Genomic DNA, 19,632 nt, shown 5'->3' with positions numbered 1-19,632 from the left:
TTTAAATTAAAATTTGGCGTAATAATGCTGCGCTTAACATACTGATGACCACGGTCGAAAGTAGTGGTAGCCGAGATGCTGCTAGTAACGTAATTGCGATTGCAATTAAGTCGGCAGGGTTATCTTTGACAAAATAAGGTGCAATAACGGAAATCAGGACACAGCCCGGTACAACTTCTAAAATCTTTTTGTGTTTAGCCGACAAGGTTTTATTTTTTAATAAGGCATAGCCCAATAAACGGGTTAAATACGTGGTGAAAGCAACCAAGAGAATCGCAATAAATGTACTGCTATGAATCATTCGTCTTCTCCTATCAAGAAAAATGCAGATGCGATGCCACTGATTGCACCTAAAGGCACATGCCAACCCGCAGGTAAATACAAATAGGCAATTGCGGCAACCATTAAACTGACTAACCATGGTCGTGCGGCAGCAAATCCTGTCCACATTCCACGCAGTAGTACCAAAATGATGGCTGGGAATGCCATATCAAAACCATAAGGATGAATATCGCCCAGAACTGGGCCAAGTACAGCACCTAGGGTCGTGACTGATACCCACATCACATATAGCGCTAAACATACCCCTGCATAGTAAGGCATATTAAATGCATGCCTTAGCCCAACTTGGTGAATCCTTTTTTGTGCATTAGATAATCCTAAGGCCCAGCTTTCATCACAAAGGAAAAAAAGTGCAGGGTAAACTTGACGGTCAGGTAAATGTTTTAAATAAGGGACGAGGCTTGCTCCCATAAGCAAATGTCGGCTATTGATTAAAAAGGTAATGAACATCAGTAGTAGGAATTGTGGTGGATTGGTCCACATTTCCAGAATGGCAAATTCCGAGCCACCCGCAAAATTTAAACCCGTTAAGAAGGATACTTCTACAATGGAAAAACCCTTTTGAGCGGCTTGGGTTCCGAGTACTAATGCCAAAGGAACAAAACCAAGCAGCATGGGAAGCGTTGTTTTAATGCCACGAAAAAATTCAGCTTGGTCTTGATTGTTCAAAATCAAGGAGGGAGATGAGCTGCTTTTTAAAGTGGACATGGACGGAACCTCACAAAGTGGTCAACTATTTTAAGAATATTGTTGTGATATTTGACGCCAAATTAAGCAGTATTTATTAAAAATTGAGCATAAAATTGCGCTGAAATTAAGATAAAGAGTGTTTAATGCTAAGGGGGCGATATGGATAAAATTGATAGAAGAATCTTACAAACATTGCAGCAAGATGGAAAATTGGCGAATAATGAGCTTGCACAGCGAGTAGGGCTTTCGGCTTCGCCGTGTCTGCGCAGGGTAAAACAACTTGAAGATGCGGGGATTATTGAAAAGTATGTGGCTTTGGTGAATCCTCAAAAAGTCAATTTGGGTTTGACCGTATTTGCGCGCATTTGGCTAAAGGGGCAAGATGCGAAAACCGTTAATCATTTTATTGATTCTGTCCGAGAAATTCCTGAAATAGTAGAATGCCAATTGATGGCGGGTGATTGTGATTTCTTCTTAAGAATCGTGGTGTCTGATTTAGATGCGTATCGTAAATTTCAAATTCAGCATTTAAATAAAATTACAGGGATTCAAAATGTGAAAACTGAAATTCCACTCCAGAGCATTAAGCAGACGACTGAACTACCGTTGTAAATGTAATGGCACGGACAAAAGCTTAATTTTTTGATAACAATCGTTAACTTAGTGCATTATTTGGTCAGGATCAAATTGTGCAGGGTAATGGGATTAAATGTAAAAATCTCAGTGCATGGTGTGAACTATCGTGCTAAACTAGGAGAAATCGGGTGTGCTCCCGATTTTTTTATGCGGATTACTTCCGCGCTGACAAGAATTTAGGTTTACAACATGCCCATTTCAGAGACATGGTTATTACCTGATGGTGTAGCTGATGTATTACCAGAGCAAGCGCAAGTAATTGAAAACTTGCGCCGTGACGCCTTGGATTTCCTCGCATCTCGAGGTTATCAGTTGGTGTACACGCCGTTTATTGAATACATAGAATCTCTTTCCTCTTTATCCGAATCAAATCACGATTTAGACCTTGCAACTTTTAAAGTAATCGACCAATTATCAGGACGTTTACTTGGGGTGCGTGCGGATATGACGCCACAGGTGGCGCGTATAGATGCACACGTTCATCCTGTAGAAGGTGTGGCTCGTTATTGTTATGCGGGCACTGTGTTACATACTAAGCCGCAAGGCTTTAACACCACACGTGCGCCATTACAATTGGGTGCTGAATTGTTTGGTTCAGACAGCATTGACGCTGATGTTGAAATGGTCGATGTAATGCTGGGTCTGATCGAAAAAGCAGGCTTGGTGGAAGGCATCCATCTGGATTTAGGGCATGTGGGTTTATTCCGTAGCTTAGTGAAGCGTGCGGGTTTAAATAAAAACACTGAGCATGAACTGTCTGACCTTTATCAACGTAAAGCACTGCCTGAGTTGGCGGAATTTACTCAAGATTTAAACTTCGGTGCAGATTTTTATGCATTAGGTCGCTATGCAAGTGATCTTGATGCATTACAAACTCATCTTAGTGCAGAAATTTTAGCAGACACAGCATTCAAACATGCTTTGGATGAATTAAAAACCACGCAGTCGGCAATTCAGGCACGTTGGCCAAATCTACTGATTGGCGTTGATGTTGTAGAGTTACGCTCATATCACTACCACACAGGTTTAATGTATGCCGTGTATGCACCAAACCGAGCTGCCTCTTTGGCACAAGGTGGCCGTTATGATGGCATTGGTGAACATTTTGGTCGTGCGCGTCCTGCAACAGGTTTTAGTTGTGACTTATATGCACTCAGTGCAGGGCAGTTTAATGCAATCTCTGTGGTTGTTGCGCCTAAGGGCACGAACGCTGATTTACAGCAAGCAATTGCATCTGTAAGAGCACAAGGCTTAAGTGTAATTCAGTTATTGGGTAATGATGATTTAAACTCTATTCCAAATGCAACACATCAATTGGTTGATGTTGCTGGTGAGTGGCAAGTTAAACCAATTTAACCACTGCGAGTAGTGTTCATGTCACTACTTGGAGTTTTAATTTTAACAGCATGATGTAATGAGGCTATTATGGGCAAAAATGTTGTGGTACTTGGTACCCAATGGGGCGACGAAGGTAAAGGTAAGATCGTCGACCTGCTCACAGATCAAGCGGCTGCGGTAGTTCGTTATCAAGGCGGACATAACGCAGGTCATACTCTCGTGGTTGGTGGTAAGAAAACTGTATTACACCTCATTCCATCTGGTATTTTACGTGAAAACGTATTGTGCTTAATTGGTAACGGTGTTGTGCTTTCACCAGAAGCTTTAATCAAAGAGATGACCATTCTTGAAGAGCAAGGCGTACCTGTTAAAGAGCGTTTGCGTATTTCTCCAAACTGTCCATTAATTCTTCCAAACCATATTGCACTTGACCAAGCACGTGAGAAAAAGCGTGGCAATGCAAAAATTGGTACAACGGGCCGTGGTATTGGTCCAGCGTATGAAGACAAAGTTGCGCGCCGTGCAGTACGTGTCGCAGACTTGGTGCGTGGCGGTGAAGCATTAAAAGCTCAATTGGCTGAAGTGTTGGATTATCATAACTTCCAATTAACTCAATACTACGGTGTTGAAGCAGTTAAGTTGGAAGATGTGATTGCGCTTTGCGATCAATGGCGTGAAGTTGTTGCTCCGTTAGTGGTTGATGTAACTACAGAGTTGCACAACTACCGTAAAAATGGTGACAACATTATGTTTGAAGGCGCTCAAGGTTCATTACTTGACGTTGATCATGGTACATACCCATTTGTAACTTCTTCAAACACGACAGCTGGTGGCGTAAGCTCTGGTTCAGGTTTGGGCCCATTACATTTAGATTATGTATTGGGTATTACTAAAGCGTACACAACACGTGTAGGTGCTGGTCCATTCCCAACTGAGTTGCATTACGATGCTGCGACAGATACTGGTGATGCAATTGGTCGTCACTTAGGTACTGTAGGCCATGAATTTGGTGCTTCTACAGGCCGTCAACGCCGTTGTGGTTGGTTCGATGCAGAAATTCTTCGTCGTTCTGTAGATGTAAACTCACTTTCAGGCATTTGCTTAACTAAACTTGATGTATTAGATGGTTTAGAAGAAGTGAAAATCTGTGTGGGTTATGAAAACACAGATTCAGGTTGTGTAGGTTCTTCGGATGCGCTTGCATACGAAAACTTAAAACCAATCTATGAAACGATGCCGGGTTGGACTGAATCAACAGTTGGCGCGACTACTGTAGAACAGCTTCCACAAAATGCGATTAACTACATTAAGCGCATTGAGCAGTTAATCGAGTGTCCAATTGATATTATTTCAACGGGTCCGGATCGTGCAGAAACCATCGTATTACGTCATCCATTTGATGCTTAATCGATAGTTCATATTAAAAAGCCTCGCTTATGCGGGGCTTTTTCTTGTGCATCTACCCTGCAAAATTTTACGGTTTTGAAATCCAGACTAAAGTTGCATTTGCTTGTGCGCTTTTTCAAAATAGCCTTGATACAATAACTTAACAGTAAATCTGGATTTAGGCAGGATGCACAAAAATATTTCAAATACTATTTTATATTCTTTAATTTTTGCTATGGGCGGTGCGCCAACTATCGCGATGATGATTATTGAAGGGCAAACCGCCGATCCAAATGTGATTTATAATGCCTTAATTGGATTGTCTGTGATTATTGCTTGTGTTTTGGTGCCCATTGTTCTGATTCAAAATGCCTATTTATGGTTTAAACGCAATGATGAGAAATTGGCAGAAAAAATTAAACCTGTAGGGCAGGTTTATTTGGTATTGAATGTGGTGTGTTTAATTTATTGGTTAAGTTACCAGTTTATGCATTAAGTCAATTACATAAATACTATGTTTATGAAGTTGTTATTCATTCAAAGCTCCACACTGATTGCTTATAATGCGCATATATTGACGTGATCCAAGAATGGTGGAGATTAAAAGAATGAAGAACAAGCTGATGTTGAGTTTGTGTGTGGCAGGAGCTGTTACACTTTCTGGTTGCACAACAGTCGCTGACATGGCGGGTGCAGATACGGCATCTTTAAATGTTGCTGCAACCCAAGGCTTTAATAAAACTGTTCAGGAAGCTCGTGGTAACAATACGCTTGATACATCTTCTTCAACGTATAAACGAATTTATGCTGTATTCACGCGTTTGAAACCTTATGCTGACCAAATGAACCAAACAGGCACTAAATTTGATTGGCAATTGGCAGTATTAAAATCTGACCAAGTCAATGCCTATGTTGCTCCAGGTGGTAAGGTCGTGTTCTACACGGGTATTGTAAACAAACTTAACCTGACCGATGCTGAAATTGCCGCGGTGATGGGACATGAAATGATTCATGCCTTGGAAGAACATGCAAAAAACAAAATCGGTGCGCAAGCTTTAACTGATTTGGCGCTGAATATTGGTTTGGGTTACGCCGGTGACAATGTGGGTCAATTGGGTGCTGCGGCTGCACAGTTGGGGACACAAGTTGGTGTGGGCTTGCCATACTCACGGAGCCTAGAAAGCCGTGCTGACCAAGGCGGATTGATGTTGATGGCAAAGGCAGGCTATAACCCTCAAGCTGCAATTACGCTTTGGGAAAAAATGAACAAGCTTGATGGCGCGGGTGGTTCAGCTTTCTTATCAACTCACCCATCGAATAGCCAGCGTATTGAGGCAATGCGTAAAAATCTACCAGCAGCGCAAGCGGTATACAACAAACGTTAATCGTTTTTTTGCGTGAAAAAAAGGATGCTTCGGCATCCTTTTTTGATTTTGGTGTGACAACATTAAAATCGGGGGGCATTTGTGGTAGATACACCTGAATTGTAAGGTCGGAATTTAACTATACCGTGCATAGGTATATTAAAGTCTTATCATCCAAAACAAATTGGATCGTGTTTTGTGCTGCTTAGGGTGCTGGGTTAGGCTGTTGGCGATGAATTGCTTCAATGCCTTGAATCACTTCAGGAGATAGATCGAGTTCAAAGGCGGCGATATTTTCTTTGAGTTGATCTAGATTGGTAGCACCAATAATGGTACTGGTCACAAAAAACTGTTGCTTAATATAAGCAAGTGCCATTTGTGTTAGGCTTAAGCCATGTTGTTCTGCAAGCAGTGCATATTGTTCCGTTGCCCATTCACTTTCTGGATTGCTATAACGGCTAAAGCGTGAAAATAAGCTAATACGAGCATTGGCAGGGCGGGCACCATGACGGAATTTCCCTGTCAGATAACCAAACGCCAGTGGGGAATAAGCGAGTAATCCTACACCTTCGTATTTTGCAATTTCAGCCATCCCAATTTCATAACTACGATTCAGTAAATTATAGGGGTTTTGCACACTGACGATTTTTTCAAGTCCTAGCTGTTCTGCAAGATGCAAAAACTTCATGGTTCCCCAAGGGGTTTCATTAGACAGTCCAATGTGGCGAATACGTCCTTTCTCAACTTCCTTGGCAAGTGCTATTAAAGTCTCAGCGAGGGCTGTCACAGGCTTTTCGTCTAAGGCTTCTGCATTGCCATAACCCAATTTTCCAAAGAAATTGGTGTTGCGCTGCGGCCAGTGCAGTTGATATAGATCAATGTAGTCTGTTTGTAAGCGTTTGAGTGAGTCATCCAACGCAGAAGCAATTTCATTTGCAGTAAAACGAGTTTGTCCATCACGAATATGGCTTCCTCCTTGTGAAGGACCCGCAATTTTAGAGGCAATCAATAATTGATCACGACCGCCATGTTGTGCAAGCCAATTCCCAATAATGGTTTCCGTGCGACCTTGTGTTTCAGGTTTTGGTGGCACAGGATACATTTCTGCGGTATCCCAGAAGTTGAGTCCATGCTCTAGAGCATAATTCAGCTGTAGAAAGGCTTCTTGCTGTGTGTTTTGTTCACCAAAGGTCATGGTGCCTAAACAAATTTCTGGAACAAGAATACCGCTATCGCCTAAAGGTTTGAATTGCATAAAACGATCCTGAATAAGAGCTGAACAATTTCTTCAGGCTAACGTAAACAGGCAAGTTTGTTAATGAATACTTGTATATTGTTTTGTGAAAAAATTGAATTAGTTAGCATAAAAAAAGCAAATCATTCGATTTGCTTTTCTAAGATAATTAGAAGAATTACTCTTCATCATCTTCATAGTCATCATCAGTGTTTGGCTGTTCTAAAGACACATCAAAAATAAGAATTGCTTTACCGTCAGTTTGAATCATGCCTTGATCTTCGAGGGTTTTAAGTACACGACCCACCATTTCGCGTGAACAACCTACAATACGACCAATTTCTTGACGTGTAATACGGATTTGGCGACCATTTGGTAAAATCATGGCTTCTGGCTGTCCTGAAAGATCAATCAAGCAGCGCGCAATACGACCAGAAACATCAATGAAGGCAAGGTCAGTGACTTTACGTGTGGTGTTTTTTAAGCGACGAACCAATTGAGCAAATACTGCATAGCTCAAATCTGGGTATTGTTTACTTAATTCATGAAAGTTTTCATAGGTAATTTCAGCAATTTCACAAACATCACGTGTACGCACTTCAGCAGTACGTTGTGGATTTGATTCGAATAGCCCCATTTCCCCAAAGAAGTCGCCCGGATTTAAATATGCGACTACAATTTCACGCTCATCGTCTTCACGTAAAATAATAGATACTGACCCTTTTAAAATCAAATAAAGTGATTTCGATTCCGTTCCCGCATCAACAATAGTTGTACGTTTAGGGTAACGGTTTATATATGCTCGTTTTAATAATGCTTTGACTGATTCAGGTAATTGACCTGGCGATAGCGCATCAGTGCTCAGCTGTGAAAAGTTTGAAGTCATGCTTTTGGTTTCCGAAAATGGATAAATAATAGATCGCACAAGACCTAAAATGAACTTGTCACACTGAAGAGGTGAAATTCCTTATCAACTCAAATTATGTTAGTGTACAGGTACACGGTAAATTTATAGCTTTTTTTAGGTAGTTGCAATGCAAACAAGTGTACATTGGCTAGAGAATGTTGCTTTTGAAGCGAAATCAGAAAGTGGCCATAGTGTGGTGATGGATGGATCCCCAGAGTATGGTGGTGAAAACCGTGGACCACGTCCCATGGAGCTTATATTAATGGGACTTGGTGGGTGTGCTTCCTTCGATATTGTGACAATTTTGAAAAAATCTCGTCAAGATGTGACAAATGTTGTATGTCAGCTTAAGGCAGAACGTGCCGATAGCATCCCTGCAGTATTTACCAAAATCCACTTGCACTTCGTGGTAACGGGTACTGCAGTGAAGGAAAAACAGGTTGCGAAGGCTGTAGAACTCTCTGCAGAAAAGTACTGTTCAGCAAGTAAAATGCTGTCTGATGGTGGTGTGGAAATCACCCACGATTTTGAAATTATAGAAGCTGTATAAATGTGGAAAAGCTGGTGATTCACCAGCTTTTTTTTATTCCTCAATTTGCATTTAAAAGCTGCTAGCCTCCATATGAGTATGGCAATAAAACAATCTTTGAATGTGGTTTTTAACGAGTGAATCGCTCTGATAGAGAAAAATTACATCAACACTCTTGAAAATAAAAATAGTCAGACCAATATTATAACTAAGATCCATTGTATTTTTTAATTTAAGATATTGAAAAATATGTGAAAATTAATTTGAAATCTAAAAATAAGTTCCCATATATCTTACAAGTTAAAAAATTGTTGTGAGGAATAACAAGAATGCGTTTTGAAAAATTTACAAACCGCCTACAGCAAGCCCTTTCTGATGCTCAATCCTTAGCAATGGGGAAAGATCATACCTCCATTGAAGGGATTCATGTGCTGTCGACTTTATTGGAAGAAGCTTCGAATGCCAGTCTGTTGCAACAGGCAGGTGCAAATCTGCGTGAATTGCAAACGAAATTGCAGCAAGCACTGAAAGATGCTCCTACGTTAACAAACCCAACTGGTGAGATAAACCTCAGTCCAGAAGCAGTCAAAGCACTGAATTTGGCAGATAGTTATGCTCAAAAAGCGGGTGATGAGTTTCTATCGACTGATTGGGTGCTGCTTAGTCTTGCTGAAGTTGGTGCAACCAAGTCTTTATTAAATAGCGTAGGTGTAACCAGTGATAGCTTACGTAAAGTGGTTCATAAAATTCGAGGGGATGAAAAGGTCATGAGTAATAATCATGAAGATCAACGAGACTCATTGAATAAATACACCGTAGACCTGACAGAGCGTGCTTTAGCAGGCAAACTTGACCCTGTTATTGGGCGTGATGATGAAATTCGTCGTACGATTCAGGTGTTGTCTCGTCGTACCAAAAATAACCCTGTATTGATTGGTGAGCCGGGGGTAGGTAAAACAGCGATTGTGGAAGGTTTGGCGCAGCGTATCGTCAATGGTGAAGTACCTGAAAGTTTGAAAGGTAAGCGTGTCTTGTCTTTAGATTTAGGCTCTTTACTTGCGGGTGCGAAATATCGTGGTGAGTTTGAGGAGCGTTTAAAAGCTGTTCTGAAAGATTTAGCCAAACACGAAGGTGACATTATCCTGTTTATTGACGAACTGCATACTCTTGTAGGGGCAGGGAAAGGTGATGGGGCAATGGATGCAGGGAATATGTTGAAACCTGCTTTGGCACGTGGTGAATTACGCTGTGTTGGTGCGACAACACTGGATGAATATCGCCAGTACATTGAAAAAGATGCTGCGCTAGAACGTCGTTTCCAGAAAGTCTTGGTGGATGAACCAAGTGTGGAAGATACCATTGCAATTTTACGTGGTTTAAAAGAGAAATATGCAACGCATCACGGCGTACAAATTTTGGACTCGGCTATTATTGCTGCTGCCAAAATGTCGCATCGCTATATCACAGACCGTCAATTGCCAGATAAAGCGATTGACTTGATAGATGAGGCAGCATCTCGCATTAAAATGGAGCTGGACTCTAAGCCAGAGGCATTGGATAAACTTGACCGTCGTCTCATTCAGTTAAAGATGCAGCTTGAAGCCGTGAAGAAAGATGAGGATGCAGGTGCGAAAGGCGAGATCAAACATCTTGAAGAGCAGATTGCAACGGTAGAGAAAGAATATAACGATCTTGAAGAAATCTGGCGTGCCGATAAAGCTTTGGTGGAAGGCAACAAAGATATTCAAATCAAGTTGGATCAGGCGCGTATTGCTTTAGAAAAAGCGCAGCGTGAAGGTGATTTGGCTGAGGCTGGACGTCTGCAATATGGGGTGATTCCTGAGCTACAAAAGCAATTAGAGCGTAATGAGGTCGCTGAAGAAAACGAAGCACCAAAACTGCTACGTAACAAAGTTACAGACAATGAGATTGCCGAAGTAGTGAGTGCTGCAACGGGAATTCCAGTTGCTAAAATGTTACAAGGTGAACGTGAAAAACTGTTACAGATGGAAGAGTTCTTACATAACCGCGTAGTAGGGCAAAATGAAGCGGTTGTAGCAGTGTCGAATGCTGTTCGCCGTTCGAGAGCCGGGTTGTCTGATCCAAACCGTCCAAGTGGTTCGTTCTTGTTCCTAGGGCCAACAGGTGTGGGTAAAACTGAACTGACCAAGGCATTGGCAAACTTCTTGTTTGACAGTGATGACGCCATGATTCGTATTGATATGAGTGAGTTCATGGAAAAACATTCGGTCAGTCGTTTGGTTGGTGCCCCTCCAGGTTATGTGGGCTACGAAGAAGGTGGTGTGTTGACTGAAGCCGTACGCCGTAAACCATATAGCGTAGTGCTGTTTGATGAGGTTGAGAAAGCGCATCCAGACGTATTCAATATCTTGCTACAGGTATTGGATGATGGTCGTCTGACAGATTCACAAGGTCGCGTGGTCGACTTTAAGAATACGGTGATTGTGATGACCTCTAACCTTGGTTCACAAGATGTCCGTGAATTGGGTGAGAAGGCTACGGAAGATGAAGTACGTGCAGTGGTGATGGGTGCAGTATCTCAACACTTCCGTCCAGAGTTCATTAACCGTATTGATGAAGTTGTGATTTTCCATTCATTGAAGAAATCACAAATTCGAGGCATTGCGGATATTCAGTTAGATCGTTTACGCAGTCGTTTAGCTGAACGTGACTTGAGTTTATCTGTTGAAGATACCGCTTTCGACTTATTGATTGATGCAGGTTTTGATCCAATATACGGTGCGCGTCCATTGAAACGTGCTATTCAGCAACAGATTGAAAATCCACTGGCCCAGAAAATTCTGGCTGGAGAGTTTCAAGCTGGAGATACTATTTTAGTTAAATCGGATCATGGGCATTTGCTATTTGATAAATTGAAACTAAGTTAATTTTAAGTATAAAAAACCAGCTTCGGCTGGTTTTTTTATGTCACAAGATTGGTTTTGGTCTGATATTTTGAGTCATAAAGTGACAATTCAATGCATAATAATGTGATGGTAATCACTTGTAAGTCCCTTATATGTAAAATAATTATCTTTATATGATGTTTTTGATTATACTGCGTGAACATAAGAAACACACAATATGAGATATATTCATGTCGAAAATAAAATGGGGTGTTGGTGGCATCGTTGCAGTTGCTACATTAGCGGTGGGTGGAAATTTATATGCAGATAAAAGCTTGCAAACTTACTATCAGCAAGAAGCGAAACAACCAAGTAAAAATCTAAGCTTGAACTATCAAAACTTCCAGATGGGGGCTTTGCAAGGCAGTGCCGACTGGACAGCTGAGTTGATTATTGATCCATGTAAGCCGAAAGAAGTGATTAAACTCACAGGGCGAGATCAAATTCAACGTAGTTGGAATGGTTACCAAATTCAGTCAGATGTTAAAGTTGTACAAGCAGATAGTGCTTTGAAATCTTTAGTGAATCAACCGTTAAAGCTCAAAACGCATGTGAATTGGTTAGGGACAATGAAATCAACCCTGACGACTCCCGTGATTGTGCGAAACGAAGCTAAAATACAAACGCGTTTAGATCCAGTCACTTTGGAATATCATGCGAGGCCTGTGAATGATCAATTGCAAATGCAGGATTTGAAATTAGATATTCCTAATTTAACAGTGATGGATGCAGAAACTCACTTCCAAATGACAGGTTTGAAAATTGAAACCAATCAGGGTTTGAATGGTAATTATTTGGAAGCAGGGAAAACCACGGTTCAAATGGATTTGCTGAAAATGGCAGATCGTGGTTTGAATAACCCAATAAGTGCTGAATTAAAAAATTATCGAATTGAAGCGGAAAGTGATCTTACAGATCGAGTTTTAAATACAAAAATGGCAGTTCAAGTTGGTGAAATGAAAATGACATTTTCACCTGTCATGCAAAATGTGAAGTTTAACTTTAACGTACAGGATGTAAACCGTGCCAAACTTCAAGCGTTGTTCGACATTATTGAAAAGAGTGAGAATAGCTGTTTAGCCCAAGAGAAATTATTACAAGATTTGGAACCAGCTTTACTTGCAGTCATTAATGAAGGTTTTAAGTTTGATTCTAGTGATAATCAAATCAAGATTGGGACTGGTGAAGCCAAAGCCAACCTAGTAGGTCGTTTTATGCCAAGTCATCAAAAGACCTTAAAAGGCATGGTTGCCATGGTGCCGAGTCTGGTTGAATATAAGGCAGATGTGCAATTTGATAAGAACATGGTCGCTTCAATCATGAATAGCATTCCAGGTAAGGGAGGCCAGTCAATGTCGGATCAAGATATTGAAACGATGCTCAGCAGCATGCAGCAATCGGGGCAATTGAAACGAGATGGTGATGTGATGAAAATGGTGATGGAATATAAATATGGCGAGAAGAAATTCTTAACGGAATAATTTGATACCAGATTTTGGAACGAACACTCTATCTAACTTTGGTCTGTATTAAGTTAGATAGAGTTTGTTTTTACATAGAGACATTAATCAGCAGTAAATTTTTGAGAACGAGTAAATTTCTGAATGAGAAATACCAGTCAGTTCATTGACGATGACTCAATCAGAAGTTTAAGCCTCCCGCTACACTAGATGAAGACGTGGATTTGGTTTAGAAATTCATCACAAAATACAAGGCGATTGGTACTGTGATTAAAGCCAACATTGTACTCAACATCACTGATGTAGCTGCTTTTTCGGGATGGAGTCCCAATGTATTAGAAATAACGACGACATTACCAGCCATAGGTGTAGCAACCATGAGCGCCACAATTTGCAGTATTTGTTTATCTACAGGAATGATAAACATGAAAATCAAAATACCAACGACAGGATAAATAAAATGTTTCCATGTCAGAGCCAATGCTGAGAAAAGCCAATCTACCTCAATTTTTGAAAATTTTGCGATTGTAATACCGATGGTCATCATTCCTAAAACGCTATACGCACCTTTAAAATTGGCCAAGAATGAAAGGGATACTTCATCGAATTGAATATCGAGATATTTAAACATCATGCCTAAACACGCTGCATAAAGAATAGGCATTTTAATGACTTTTAAAATACTTTCCTTAATGTCCAATGAGCCTTTAGCTGTAATGAAATAACCCACTGTAAACTCGTATAGGTTAATCCCTATGATGATAAAAATAGCGATGGCTATTTGTGTCTTATCAAAGATTGCAAGTACCAGTGGTAATGCAAAATAACCAGTGTTCCCAGTACCTGCCGCAAAGCCAAATAGATTTACTCGACTGTCTTTCCAAAAGCACCTTGCAAAGAGTAAACCCACAGCAGCCATGAAGGATGCCAACAAAAATGCACCCAAAGAAAATTTAAGATAGGTCCAATTTGCAGGGGATTCCACAATTGAATAAAAGATTACAAAAGGGGAAATAACATAAACCAGCAAGGTTGAAATATCTTTAGAGTCTAGTTTAAATTTTTTACCCACACCCCAGCCAACAATAGAAATTGCGATGAGCAAAAAAACCCTTAGTACAACTTCAAAAATCATCTGATAACCACCTATTCAATGTCTGAAACTGTGGCTAATGGGGATGTGTATGTGCCATAACATCCCTGTAACCGTCGCATCCCTGTAATTTTACAATGCCTATGTAAGCAGCGCAGGTTATTAAAAATGATCAGATCCCCAGCATTCAAAGACTTTTGAAATTGGCAATCTGAGACCGCAGCTTTTAATTCAAATAAAGCACATTCGCTTTCTTCATCCGTTGCATTGACGTTATGTAAAGCTGCTTTAATTTCATAATGCCCATCCACTAAGTCAAAAATTGAATTCCTTATTCTCTTATTTTGTACTTTAAAGGTTTTAGGTGCTGTATGAACGAACCTTGATTCAACCAACACATTTTTTGATTTAAGGCTTAATTTATTGATTACATCAGAAATTTTTACCAAATTGGTCGTGGTCTGTTTCTCATCCATTCGGCACATTAACGACAAAGAATGCGGTCTAATATTTCTCGATAAATAGGCTCCATCAGTATGAAAATCAAATTCTGCCATGCCTTGACTTGAAAGGCTTTTATGGTGGGCACCATCAAGTGGGATAATTTCATGTACTAAAGCAGCTTGTTTTTCTTCTTTGAAGGTAAAGGGGGTCAAACCACAAGCCTTTGTCACACCCAAAAGAACCAGTTCTGAAATATATTCTTTGGTATAGGGTCGTGCAGCACTAGTTGGTGGAGAGCATAATTGATCGTCAATAGGCAGATTTGAAAATTCAATGACACCACCACCTGCACGAAGTTCATTTAAATGAATGTCTCTTAAGTTAAGATATTTTTTTGCCAAATTCGCACTATGTTCGATCATTGCAGATGTAAGGTACTCATTGGATTTTGGTAATGCTTTTAACTCATCTTTCCAAGAATTAGCACAATGTTTATTGATCTTAATTCGCATGATGTTCCTATTACATAACTTATTTATTATAAAGTTTCAGATATTTACTATTTTAAAATTTAGAGCAGAAGCGAGAGAATCATTTCTTAAACTCATCTATATTTAATTACGAGCTTTAAAGTGTTTGTGGATTTAAGTCCTAATGATTTAAAAGGGAGAAAATTTAATTTTTTAATTCATATATATAAGTAAAATAAATAGAAATCAAAAAACTACTCAATGAAGTGGGATATTTTACCAAGTAGTAAAATCACTACAGATAACATGAATGAATCAATAGTTTGCACGCAATATTTAAGTTTTATTAATCAATTAAGTCATTGGCATTTTATTTAATACATTGTGATTTGCTATGCATAATTTGCATGGATTTATACTTTTTTTCATTATTATTTAATTTATTTTCTGTTTAAATTCCATTCAATATTCCTATATCAAATTGGATTTGATTTACTTGGAATTATTTAAAATCATTATTATTCAATAGTTTGAGTTAATGATACTTTGGGTTTAAAAAGGAAATTTGATATGAATCAAAAAAAACTATTGAAGTTTATCCTTATTGCCATGGTTCTAGGCATAGTTATTGGTTGCATCTTCCATTATTATTTAACACCTGTTCAAGCAGAAAATATTGCGTCATATTTTAAAATTTTAACTGATATATTTTTAAGATTAATTAAAATGATTATCGCCCCATTGGTGTTTGCAACAATCGTTTCAGGCATTATCTCAATGGGTAAATCTTCCGCTTTAGGTAAAATCACCTTAAAGGCAATGAGTTGGTTTATTGGTGCATCTTTCATCTCTCTTTTATTGGGTTTAGGACTCGCTAACTTTTTCCAAACAGGCGTTGGAATGAATCTACCGATTCCGACGGCTCCAGTCGATGTAGGGGTTAGTGCTACAAACCTGAGTTTGCAAACTTTTATTACTCATATATTCCCAAAAAGCTTTGCTGAAGCGATGGCGAATAATGAGATTCTTCAGATTCTTATCTTTTCTATATTTTTCGGTTCAGCTTTAGCTTACGTCAGTCATCTCCAAAAAAATGGCTCGATTATTGGCAAGATGATTGATGAATTAAGCCTAGTGATGTTCAAGATCACGGACTACGTAATGACGTTTGCCCCAATTGCTGTTTTTGCTGCTGTCGCAGGAGCAATTACGGTAAAAGGACCAAAGATTATTCTTGATTATGGCTCGTTCATGGCTGAGTTTTATGCCAGCTTATTTATCCTTTGGGCAGTTATTATCTCGGCTGGATTTATCTTTTTGAAAAAGGATGTGTTCAGATTGTTAAAAACAATCCGTGAGCCTGTTGTTCTAGGCTTTGCTACAGCGAGTAGTGAGTCAGCATATCCAAAACTGATGGAATCTTTAGAAAAGTTTGGTGTTCCTAAGCGTATTACCAGCTTTGTTTTACCGTTGGGTTATTCGTTCAACCTTGATGGTTCGATGATCTACATGACATTTGCGGTCTTATTTATTGCACATGCATACAACATCGACCTTAGCCTTTCTCAACAATTATTAATGCTTTTAACGCTAATGATCACCAGTAAGGGCATTGCTGGCGTTTCTCGTGCTTCACTGGTTGTTATTGCTGCGACATTGTCAATGTTTAAACTTCCAGAGGCAGGGCTATTACTTATCCTTGCAGTTGATCACTTCCTTGATATGGGGCGTACAGCGACCAATATTATTGGTAATAGTGTAGCAACAGCTGTTATTGCGAAGACAACGCAGTTGGATGAAGAAGAAGTTCCAAGCCTGATTGCTGTAGATGCGCCACAGAACGAAAAGTTTTAGTATGAACTTCTAATCAAAAAAAGACCGCATTAGCGGTCTTTTTTAATGTCGGGATTAATTTTTGGGATGGCTAATTTTCCAAGCACGGTGGATTTTTTGGTTACGTTTGAAATCTGGTCCAATGGTTTCACTGGTAATTTCTTCGACATCAAAGAATGCCAAAATTTCTTCATCCATTTCAAAACCGCGGTAGTTGTTTGAGAAGTATAAAGTCCCTTCAGTAGTTAGACGGTTCATCGCACGTTTAAGTAGTGATAAATGGTCACGTTGCACATCAAAAGTACCGTGGAATTTTTTAGAATTCGAGAAGGTTGGTGGGTCGATAAAAATAAGATCATATTGCTCATGACCCTCTTTAAGCCATTCAAAACAGTCACTAGCAAAGAACTGATGTTGTTCATCGGCATGATCGACAGTTAAGCCATTTAATACGAAGTTTTCTTTTGACCAGTTTAGGTAAGTATTTGACAAATCCACACTGGTGGTACTTGCAGCGCCACCTAAAGCCGCATGAAGGCTGGCAGTTGATGTATAGCTGTACAGGTTAAGGAAATGCTTACCACGAGCTTCTTTCGCAATACGTAAACGCATTTGACGGTGATCGAGGAATAACCCTGTATCTAAATAGTCCGTCATATTGACTAGAATTTTTGCTTGACCTTCTTGCACAATAAAGCGTTTTGAAGCGGTACTTTGTTTGGTGTACTGATTTTTACCTTCTTGACGTGCACGGGTTTTAATAAAAATCGCATCTCGATTTAAACCTGTAACTGCACGAATTGCAGCTAAACCTAAGTTAAAACGTTTTTTAGCTTTTTCAGGATCGATGGTTTTCGGTGGTGCATATTCTTGTACATGCAAACGATCACCATATAAATCGACTGCAAGGTTAAAGTCGGGTAAATCGGCATCATACAAACGCAAGCAGAATACGCCGTCTTTCACAGCCCATTTCTTTAAGGCTTGCATATTTTTCTGCAAACGGTTGGCAAAATCTTCGGCACCTTCAATTGGTTCGAATTGTAGCGGTTGCCAAGTTTCAAGGAATGGTTTGACTACAGTTGCAGGTTTGATTTTGCCTAAGCGAACATAAATTGGTAATTTACCATTCATCAAACGCATGGTTTGCGGGTCGCTAAATGCCATCACGTCAGCTTGTTCTACTGCTGCTGCAATCACTGCTGCGGTTTGATTTGGGAAGTGTTTTTGGAATAATGCCGACAAGCCTAAATATAAAGCACGGTTCGAAGCTTTATCCCCTAAACGCTCACCATAAGGTGGGTTGGTGACAATAAAGGCAGTTTTGTTGCCAACTTCAAAATCTGGCCAGTCAGAAAGTGTGCGTTCTTCAATTTGAATTTTATCCAACAAGCTTTCAAAGCCAGCCGCGATAATATTTTGCTTGGTTGCTTTAACCGCTTCCCAGTCTGCATCAAAGGCATAAAACTGAGGTAGAGGTTGTGCCATTGCCTGCTGATGACGTTCTGCTGCTTCTGTCTTAATCGACATCCATAACTCGTGGTTATGACCATTCCAGCCATTAAAACCAAAACGGCGCACTAAACCAGGAGCACGGTCAGTTAACAACATTAATGATTCAATAATGAAGGTACCTGAACCACACATCGGGTCTAAAATGTTGTCTGGATTAAGTTGTTGTAATTTCGCTTTTTGCAAAATTGCAGCAGCCAAGTTTTCTTTAATCGGGGCATCTGTCATATAACGACGATAACCACGTTTATGTAAAGAATCACCTGATAAGTCTAAGCAATAGGTATGTTCAGTTTTGCCCGCAAGGACATAAAGGGTAATTTCAGGTTGCTTGGTATCAATGCTTGGTCGGCGCCCAACAGCTTCCATAAATGAATCCACAACACCATCTTTAACACGTAAAGTTGCGAATTGTGAATTCACCATAATTTCACGTTCAATGTGTAAACGAATGGCAAACGTACTTTGTGGTGCAAAAATGAGTGACCAGTCAAAGCTGATTGCACCTTCATACAGTTCTTCAGCAACGTCACGTGCATCATGGCTGCGTTCGAGTTCATGGGTATGAATAGGGAGTAGAACACGTGAAGCCAAACGTGACCACATGCAAATACGATAGGCTTGTTCTAATGTGCCTTTAAAAATTAAACGCCCTGGAAAGCGTTCAATTTGTGCAATGCCTAAACCTTCTAATTCTTCTTGGAGTAAGGTTTCTAGCCCATCTGCACATGTGACCCAATAGTTGCTTAAACGTGAAGAGCTATTCATAAATTAGATAGACCAAGATTTTAAAAAATACTTTGCAAAGTTTAACTGATTTTGGCTTTGAAAGCTTTTTAAATTGCTCGTTTGCATAATCAGATCATAAAAAAATACACTTTTAACGACTTGGTTCTCAAAAAGTGGTATGTATTTTGCTAATCCAAGAGCATCAATAGCAATGTGAATGAAGCAGAACTTCATTCCTTAAATCTGCTATGAATGAATTATTCGTATTAAATTAAATAAAACTGGGGGATTGAAAGAGATGTCTAATCATGGATTTGTTGCTCATCCTGAGGCTTTTTCTGCTGCAACTTTGATTTATACACGATTACGTCGTGTTTCTGGGCGCGTCGTTGATGCCATGTATCTTGCAGAAAATAAGGTCTACGCAAGACATGTGGTTGATTTGGCATTGGCGACGGGCGATGCAGAATTGGTACGCCAAGCTGAGCGTTTACGCAGTTTTATGGATTTGGATACTGAAATTGAGGCAATTGAACCAGAAGTTGTCGTTGAGAAAGTACCTGAGAATACGCATTATCATGAAGAAGAAGTGACCGAGGAAGAGATTTATCGTGCTCAGGTTCATCATCACTATATTGGTGCATTACGTTAAATCATGTCGCAAAATAAATTGCTGGTCAGGTAATTCAAGCCAATCATCTTACAATGCTCAATGTGTGATGATTGGTGTACTCATTT

Annotated in this window: 17 protein-coding genes; 10 read left to right on the top strand and 7 right to left on the bottom strand. The window is 39.8% G+C overall.

What is annotated here, in order from left to right:
• Position 1: 1 nt before the first annotated feature.
• Both E0H87_RS01450 and E0H87_RS01445 read right to left on the bottom strand, forming a co-directional pair.
• Positions 2-301, bottom strand: a complete 300-nt coding sequence (locus tag E0H87_RS01450) for an AzlD family protein (protein ID WP_131321737.1) — start codon at positions 299-301, stop codon at positions 2-4.
• The gene (locus tag E0H87_RS01445) at positions 298-1,050 is read right to left on the bottom strand and encodes an AzlC family ABC transporter permease (protein WP_131321735.1); all 753 of its coding nucleotides are present in this window, start codon (positions 1,048-1,050) and stop codon (positions 298-300) included. Before E0H87_RS01445 ends, E0H87_RS01450 begins: the two co-directional genes overlap by 4 nt.
• A gap of 141 nt (positions 1,051-1,191) precedes the next feature.
• Between E0H87_RS01445 and E0H87_RS01440 the strand changes: the two genes are divergently transcribed.
• The 5 genes from E0H87_RS01440 (at position 1,192) to E0H87_RS01420 (ending at position 5,777) form a co-directional block, all read left to right on the top strand.
• Complete coding sequence (locus tag E0H87_RS01440; protein ID WP_016166574.1) at positions 1,192-1,644, top strand: Lrp/AsnC family transcriptional regulator; 453 nt, start codon at positions 1,192-1,194, stop codon at positions 1,642-1,644.
• 213 nt (positions 1,645-1,857) lie between these two features.
• Positions 1,858-3,024, top strand: a complete 1,167-nt coding sequence (locus E0H87_RS01435; protein WP_131321732.1) for an ATP phosphoribosyltransferase regulatory subunit — start codon at positions 1,858-1,860, stop codon at positions 3,022-3,024.
• Between the two features lie 69 nt (positions 3,025-3,093).
• A complete protein-coding gene (locus E0H87_RS01430; protein ID WP_131321730.1) occupies positions 3,094-4,413 on the top strand; it encodes an adenylosuccinate synthase in 1,320 nt (439 codons plus the stop codon).
• Positions 4,414-4,579: 166 nt separating this feature from the next.
• Positions 4,580-4,888: a hypothetical protein gene (locus tag E0H87_RS01425; protein ID WP_131321728.1), complete on the top strand. Its 309-nt coding sequence runs from the start codon at positions 4,580-4,582 to the stop codon at positions 4,886-4,888.
• A 112-nt stretch (positions 4,889-5,000) separates the two neighbouring features.
• A complete protein-coding gene (locus E0H87_RS01420) occupies positions 5,001-5,777 on the top strand; it encodes a M48 family metallopeptidase (RefSeq protein WP_131321726.1) in 777 nt (258 codons plus the stop codon).
• A 184-nt stretch (positions 5,778-5,961) separates the two neighbouring features.
• Here E0H87_RS01420 and E0H87_RS01415 read toward each other — a convergent pair whose 3' ends face one another.
• Positions 5,962-7,011, bottom strand: a complete 1,050-nt coding sequence (locus tag E0H87_RS01415; protein WP_131321724.1) for an NADP(H)-dependent aldo-keto reductase — start codon at positions 7,009-7,011, stop codon at positions 5,962-5,964.
• 157 nt (positions 7,012-7,168) lie between these two features.
• Positions 7,169-7,876, bottom strand: coding sequence for a cAMP-activated global transcriptional regulator CRP (gene crp, locus E0H87_RS01410; protein WP_044738506.1), 708 nt, complete (start codon positions 7,874-7,876; stop codon positions 7,169-7,171).
• Positions 7,877-8,024: 148 nt separating this feature from the next.
• Between crp and E0H87_RS01405 the strand changes: the two genes are divergently transcribed.
• From E0H87_RS01405 to E0H87_RS01395, 3 genes are all read left to right on the top strand, one after another.
• Positions 8,025-8,447: an OsmC family protein gene (locus E0H87_RS01405; RefSeq protein WP_044738505.1), complete on the top strand. Its 423-nt coding sequence runs from the start codon at positions 8,025-8,027 to the stop codon at positions 8,445-8,447.
• 308 nt (positions 8,448-8,755) lie between these two features.
• Positions 8,756-11,335, top strand: coding sequence for an ATP-dependent chaperone ClpB (clpB, locus tag E0H87_RS01400; RefSeq protein WP_131321722.1), 2,580 nt, complete (start codon positions 8,756-8,758; stop codon positions 11,333-11,335).
• 209 nt (positions 11,336-11,544) lie between these two features.
• Positions 11,545-12,834 (top strand): DUF945 family protein, encoded by a 1,290-nt coding sequence (locus E0H87_RS01395; RefSeq protein ID WP_131321720.1) that lies wholly within the window; start codon positions 11,545-11,547, stop codon positions 12,832-12,834.
• 208 nt (positions 12,835-13,042) lie between these two features.
• Here E0H87_RS01395 and E0H87_RS01390 read toward each other — a convergent pair whose 3' ends face one another.
• Together E0H87_RS01390 and E0H87_RS01385 are read right to left on the bottom strand one after the other, a co-directional pair.
• The gene (locus E0H87_RS01390; RefSeq protein ID WP_131321718.1) at positions 13,043-13,948 is read right to left on the bottom strand and encodes an AEC family transporter; all 906 of its coding nucleotides are present in this window, start codon (positions 13,946-13,948) and stop codon (positions 13,043-13,045) included.
• 11 nt (positions 13,949-13,959) lie between these two features.
• The gene (locus tag E0H87_RS01385; protein WP_131321716.1) at positions 13,960-14,862 is read right to left on the bottom strand and encodes a TauD/TfdA family dioxygenase; all 903 of its coding nucleotides are present in this window, start codon (positions 14,860-14,862) and stop codon (positions 13,960-13,962) included.
• A gap of 528 nt (positions 14,863-15,390) precedes the next feature.
• Between E0H87_RS01385 and E0H87_RS01380 the strand changes: the two genes are divergently transcribed.
• Positions 15,391-16,674: a dicarboxylate/amino acid:cation symporter gene (locus E0H87_RS01380; RefSeq protein WP_131321714.1), complete on the top strand. Its 1,284-nt coding sequence runs from the start codon at positions 15,391-15,393 to the stop codon at positions 16,672-16,674.
• Positions 16,675-16,728: 54 nt separating this feature from the next.
• Here E0H87_RS01380 and rlmKL read toward each other — a convergent pair whose 3' ends face one another.
• Positions 16,729-18,933, bottom strand: coding sequence for a bifunctional 23S rRNA (guanine(2069)-N(7))-methyltransferase RlmK/23S rRNA (guanine(2445)-N(2))-methyltransferase RlmL (gene rlmKL, locus E0H87_RS01375; protein ID WP_131321712.1), 2,205 nt, complete (start codon positions 18,931-18,933; stop codon positions 16,729-16,731).
• A 250-nt stretch (positions 18,934-19,183) separates the two neighbouring features.
• On the opposite strand from rlmKL, the gene E0H87_RS01370 reads away from it, so the two are divergent.
• Complete coding sequence (locus tag E0H87_RS01370) at positions 19,184-19,546, top strand: hypothetical protein (RefSeq protein WP_205677734.1); 363 nt, start codon at positions 19,184-19,186, stop codon at positions 19,544-19,546.
• Positions 19,547-19,632 lie beyond the last annotated feature (86 nt).

The organism is Acinetobacter sp. ANC 4178 (genome assembly GCF_004331175.1).
Taxonomy (GTDB): domain Bacteria; phylum Pseudomonadota; class Gammaproteobacteria; order Pseudomonadales; family Moraxellaceae; genus Acinetobacter.
Note: the sequence above shows the minus strand (reverse complement) of the source record. Positions and strands in the feature narration are given on the sequence as shown.

What these genes read in the sequence shown, in the direction of transcription:
- E0H87_RS01450 (WP_131321737.1), bottom strand. Translation starts at nt 301, where the DNA reads ATGATTCATAGCAGTACATTTATTGCGATTCTCTTGGTTGCTTTCACC.
- E0H87_RS01445 (WP_131321735.1), bottom strand. Translation starts at nt 1,050, where the DNA reads ATGTCCACTTTAAAAAGCAGCTCATCTCCCTCCTTGATTTTGAACAAT.
- E0H87_RS01440 (WP_016166574.1), top strand. Translation starts at nt 1,192, where the DNA reads ATGGATAAAATTGATAGAAGAATCTTACAAACATTGCAGCAAGATGGA.
- E0H87_RS01435 (WP_131321732.1), top strand. Translation starts at nt 1,858, where the DNA reads ATGCCCATTTCAGAGACATGGTTATTACCTGATGGTGTAGCTGATGTA.
- E0H87_RS01430 (WP_131321730.1), top strand. Translation starts at nt 3,094, where the DNA reads ATGGGCAAAAATGTTGTGGTACTTGGTACCCAATGGGGCGACGAAGGT.
- E0H87_RS01425 (WP_131321728.1), top strand. Translation starts at nt 4,580, where the DNA reads ATGCACAAAAATATTTCAAATACTATTTTATATTCTTTAATTTTTGCT.
- E0H87_RS01420 (WP_131321726.1), top strand. Translation starts at nt 5,001, where the DNA reads ATGAAGAACAAGCTGATGTTGAGTTTGTGTGTGGCAGGAGCTGTTACA.
- E0H87_RS01415 (WP_131321724.1), bottom strand. Translation starts at nt 7,011, where the DNA reads ATGCAATTCAAACCTTTAGGCGATAGCGGTATTCTTGTTCCAGAAATT.
- crp (WP_044738506.1), bottom strand. Translation starts at nt 7,876, where the DNA reads ATGACTTCAAACTTTTCACAGCTGAGCACTGATGCGCTATCGCCAGGT.
- E0H87_RS01405 (WP_044738505.1), top strand. Translation starts at nt 8,025, where the DNA reads ATGCAAACAAGTGTACATTGGCTAGAGAATGTTGCTTTTGAAGCGAAA.
- clpB (WP_131321722.1), top strand. Translation starts at nt 8,756, where the DNA reads ATGCGTTTTGAAAAATTTACAAACCGCCTACAGCAAGCCCTTTCTGAT.
- E0H87_RS01395 (WP_131321720.1), top strand. Translation starts at nt 11,545, where the DNA reads ATGTCGAAAATAAAATGGGGTGTTGGTGGCATCGTTGCAGTTGCTACA.
- E0H87_RS01390 (WP_131321718.1), bottom strand. Translation starts at nt 13,948, where the DNA reads ATGATTTTTGAAGTTGTACTAAGGGTTTTTTTGCTCATCGCAATTTCT.
- E0H87_RS01385 (WP_131321716.1), bottom strand. Translation starts at nt 14,862, where the DNA reads ATGCGAATTAAGATCAATAAACATTGTGCTAATTCTTGGAAAGATGAG.
- E0H87_RS01380 (WP_131321714.1), top strand. Translation starts at nt 15,391, where the DNA reads ATGAATCAAAAAAAACTATTGAAGTTTATCCTTATTGCCATGGTTCTA.
- rlmKL (WP_131321712.1), bottom strand. Translation starts at nt 18,933, where the DNA reads ATGAATAGCTCTTCACGTTTAAGCAACTATTGGGTCACATGTGCAGAT.